Annotated in this window: 3 protein-coding genes; all 3 read left to right on the top strand. The window is 45.2% G+C overall.

The genetic code is table 11. The features are described from left to right. Positions 1-975: 975 nt before the first annotated feature. Entirely contained in the window at positions 976-1,626 is a 651-nt protein-coding gene (locus ACK5IN_RS10225; RefSeq protein ID WP_079934068.1) for a hypothetical protein, read from the top strand. Positions 1,627-2,157: 531 nt separating this feature from the next. Next, positions 2,158-2,463 carry a hypothetical protein gene (locus ACK5IN_RS10220; RefSeq protein ID WP_416896084.1) on the top strand — a complete coding sequence of 102 codons (306 nt, stop codon included), beginning with the start codon at positions 2,158-2,160 and terminating at the stop codon, positions 2,461-2,463. A 92-nt stretch (positions 2,464-2,555) separates the two neighbouring features. Next, a partial coding sequence (locus tag ACK5IN_RS10215) for a PLP-dependent aminotransferase family protein (protein ID WP_416896083.1) occupies positions 2,556-3,846 on the top strand: 1,291 nt, incomplete at its 3' end.

Genomic DNA, 3,846 nt, shown 5'->3' with positions numbered 1-3,846 from the left:
ATGACTACCCAGCAAATTGATTTTATTAAAACGTCATATTCTTTTTATTCATATTGGGTGCGGGAAGCAAAAAAAACCCCACAGGTAAGTGGGGGATTAAAGACAGACTACTTTGTATCTTTATAATTATAGAAATATTGGCAGGCGCCATCTGCCATACAAACCAAGTGAATGTCAAATTATTAATTTAAATTTGCGATATTAATTTATCGGATGTTGACGTAATAAAAGAAAAAATACTGAGAAAATCATTCCCCAAAACGGTTTCCATCTGATTGAGTTTAAAAGGAAAAATGTGAACGCATTTGAAGCGATAATTAACATCCGCACTTAACTTAACCATATGTTTTTATATGCTTTATTGCTATTTTGTATAATCTGCATCCTTGCCAGGTGAAACGCGTCAAGACCGAACATGCTTAACTCCGCAGGCAAAATTGATTTGGCGCAATTCTAAGTCTGAGGAGCAATGGAAGGCAGAAACAGAACAGTTCTTTTTAACCATAACAGTTACCCGACTGTTATGGGCCTTCCCCAAAACTCCTCCCCAATAATGGCTAAAATTAAATTGCCAGAATCACCCAACTGTCATTCCTTTCATCGTGATATTTCTCGGTCATTTTGGCCGATTTATGACCCAGCAGTCCTGCGTGCCGCGTTGTCCTTGCATTACCGCCAGCTAGCTGGCATAGCGACGACGGCATTCATACGGTTGAGTTCTCATGACGGTGTAGTGAGGGAAAGAGGGCGAATGGCATCACTGAGCTTCGGGTGACATCCGGTTATCGTGTCAATCAGACTGAAATGAACATGGTGATCCGCGACCAACAGCTGAACCGCCGGTACCTGCCTGGAATTTTTATCTCTGGTGAGCATTATTCTTAAAATGGACAGTCACGAGCTGTCTAATTATGGAATGTACATAAGATGATCTCTATGATTGTGTTTAAAATAATACCACATGGACCTTAAGGGATGGGATACGCAAAAGATTTGGCAAAGGAAATGCTCTCAGCTCTGAATTTAGAAAATGAAGGGATGCTGGTTGCATACATTAAAGGCTTGATTCACTTTCCTGTAGACTTGTATTCTCTCGCATCCGATTTTATCCATACCGATGACAGGCGGCAAAATATGGATGATAATATGAGGATTGCGGGACTAGTGAAGCGGGCAACATCAACGAAAAATATTAACATTGTGGAAAAAGCGGTCAATGTATTCATTGATGGTTTCATGCAGCACGTTAATTTATCTGATATCGTAACAAATGTAGCAAAAGACACTGTAGCTTCTACATTGGGTAGTTATACTTTCGGTGAACTTTCTGGTTTAAAAATTGGAGCCTTAATCTCTTCACGGATCACCGTGTCTATTGCTTTTAGTATGTCGGTCAGCACATTGTTAATGATTGGTGGTGGAGTATCAAGTGCTATACATGCTTCGAGATACCTAAAAATATCAAACTATGAAGTTTACCGGAAGCTTAAGGACTTGGGAGATTTAGACCTTCTCTATTTTGCTATTCAGGAGCGGGTTGAGCCATTTGAGAAAGCAACCAGATTATCAAAAGAAAATCCGGCTTTGTTCAAACAGGCGGTAGAGTATTTTTTCAAGGGGGTGTAGCTCATCAATTTTTTGACAGGCGATAAAGCAACCAGCAAGTAAGAATCATTGCCACAGTAAATGTCCAACGTCCAAATATAAACATGTAAGCATATTTATCCCCGATAGAATCAGGATAAGCACTAAACATTAGTATTACATTTGATAATGTTGATGTTATTGCTAAGAATGCTGCTAAAGCGAGCCCAACCCAGATTAAGAAAGATAATACTTGTTTCATTTACTAATCTCTTATCGGTTGCCAGACATTTTCATCTGGCAGTGTACTGAATCGAAACTAATGAGTAAATAATTAGATGTAACAAATTCATTTAGCCTAATTAATTGAATTTTCATGCTGGTAACTCTCTGGTTATCTGTGGATATTTTTCCGCAAACTCCATCGGCAACCTCTCACTTTCGGTGTGTCGTTAAATACTCCCTGTGGGATTTGAAGAAATTGCAGTTGCTTTGTTCCGGTTACTGCGGAAACCACAAAAGCGAAAGCAGGTTACGTTATAGAAAGCAAAAACTCCGGTAGGAATCCCTATGGTGTCAAATGGCGCAGGCTGCGCAAGCCGCATTGGTCACTTCGACGATAACGAACCGATTCCTTTACCTTCTGCAGTAGGTACTGAAACTGACTATGTGGAAATACCACTGAGCGTTGCGTCTAAGGTTCTGTTGTTAAATGCCTTTCTTGAATCCAATATCACCCAGCAGGAGTTGGCAAACAGGATCGGCAGGTCTAAGCAGGAAATTACTCGCTTATTCGATTTAAATCTCGCGACAAAAATTGATGCAGTGCAGATAGCTGTGCGCGCCGTAGGCAAAGAACTGTCATTAACAATGTTGTAAAACTGTTAACTATAACAGTTAAATAAAATACCCTGATTATGTAAACTGATATACACAGTGGTTGTCACCGACACCGGTAATCAGGACGAAAAATGAAAAAGTACCAGCGACTGGCAGAGCAAATTCGCGATCAAATTGCGTCTGGCGTATGGCAGCCAGGCGATCGCTTGCCATCCTTGCGTGAGCAGGTGGTCAGCAGCGGAATGAGTTTTATGACCGTCGGACACGCATACCAGTTGCTGGAAAGCCAGGGTCGGATTATTGCCCGACCGCAGTCTGGTTATTATGTCGCCGCGCGCCCCGAACGTGAACTTGCTGCGCCACAGGTGCAGGTCATGCGCGATGAAGCGGTGGATATCAATACCTACATTTTTGATATGTTGCAGGCCAGCCGGGATGCGTCAGTGATGCCCATTGCCTCCGCATTCCCCGACCCGCGTCTGTTTCCACTTCAGCAGTTGAACCGCTCGTTGGCGCAGGTGAGTAAAACCGCCACCGCCATGAGCGTGATTGAAAACCTGCCGCCGGGGAATGCTGACCTGCGTCATGCCATTGCCCGTCGCTATGCTCAACAGGGGATGACCATTTCACCTGACGAAATCGTCATCACCACCGGCGCGTTGGAAGCCCTTAATCTGAGCCTACAGGCGGTCACCGAGCCGGGTGACTGGGTGATTGTCGAAAACCCCTGTTTTTACGGGGCGTTGCAGGCCCTGGAGCGATTACGTCTGAAGGCGCTGTCGGTAGCCACCGACGTTAACGAGGGGATCGATCTTGCTGCGTTGGAGCAGGCATTGCAGGAGTACCCGGTAAAAGCCTGCTGGCTAATGACCAACAGCCAAAATCCACTGGGGTTTACGCTCAGCGCAGAAAAAAAGGCGCGTCTGGTCGCCTTGCTGGAAAAATACCACGTAATGCTGATTGAAGATGATGGTTACAGCGAGTTGTACTTTGGCCGTGAAAAACCGTTGCCTGCCAAAGCCCGGGATCGCGCCAACAGCGTTCTGCATTGTTCGTCTTTCTCGAAGTGTCTGGTGCCAGGATTTCGTATTGGCTGGGTGGCAGCAGGGAAACATGCCCGGCGCATTCAGCGACTCCAGCTAATGAGCACCTTATCTACCAGTTCGCCCATGCAGCTTGCACTTGTTGATTATCTTTCAACCCGGCGCTATGACGCGCATTTGCGACGCTTGCGTCGGCAGTTGGCGGAACGTAAACAACAGGCCTGGCAAACGCTGCTGCGTCATCTTCCGGCGGAAGTCAAAATTCACCACAACGACAGTGGTTATTTTCTGTGGCTGGAGCTGCCGGAACCGCTTGATGCCGGTGTGCTCAGTACCCATGCGCTGGCACACCACATCAGTATTGCGCCGGGGAAAATGT

The organism is Microbacterium sp. (assembly GCF_047971895.1).
In the GTDB taxonomy this organism is placed as follows: domain Bacteria; phylum Actinomycetota; class Actinomycetes; order Actinomycetales; family Microbacteriaceae; genus Microbacterium.
Note: the sequence above shows the minus strand (reverse complement) of the source record. Positions and strands in the feature narration are given on the sequence as shown.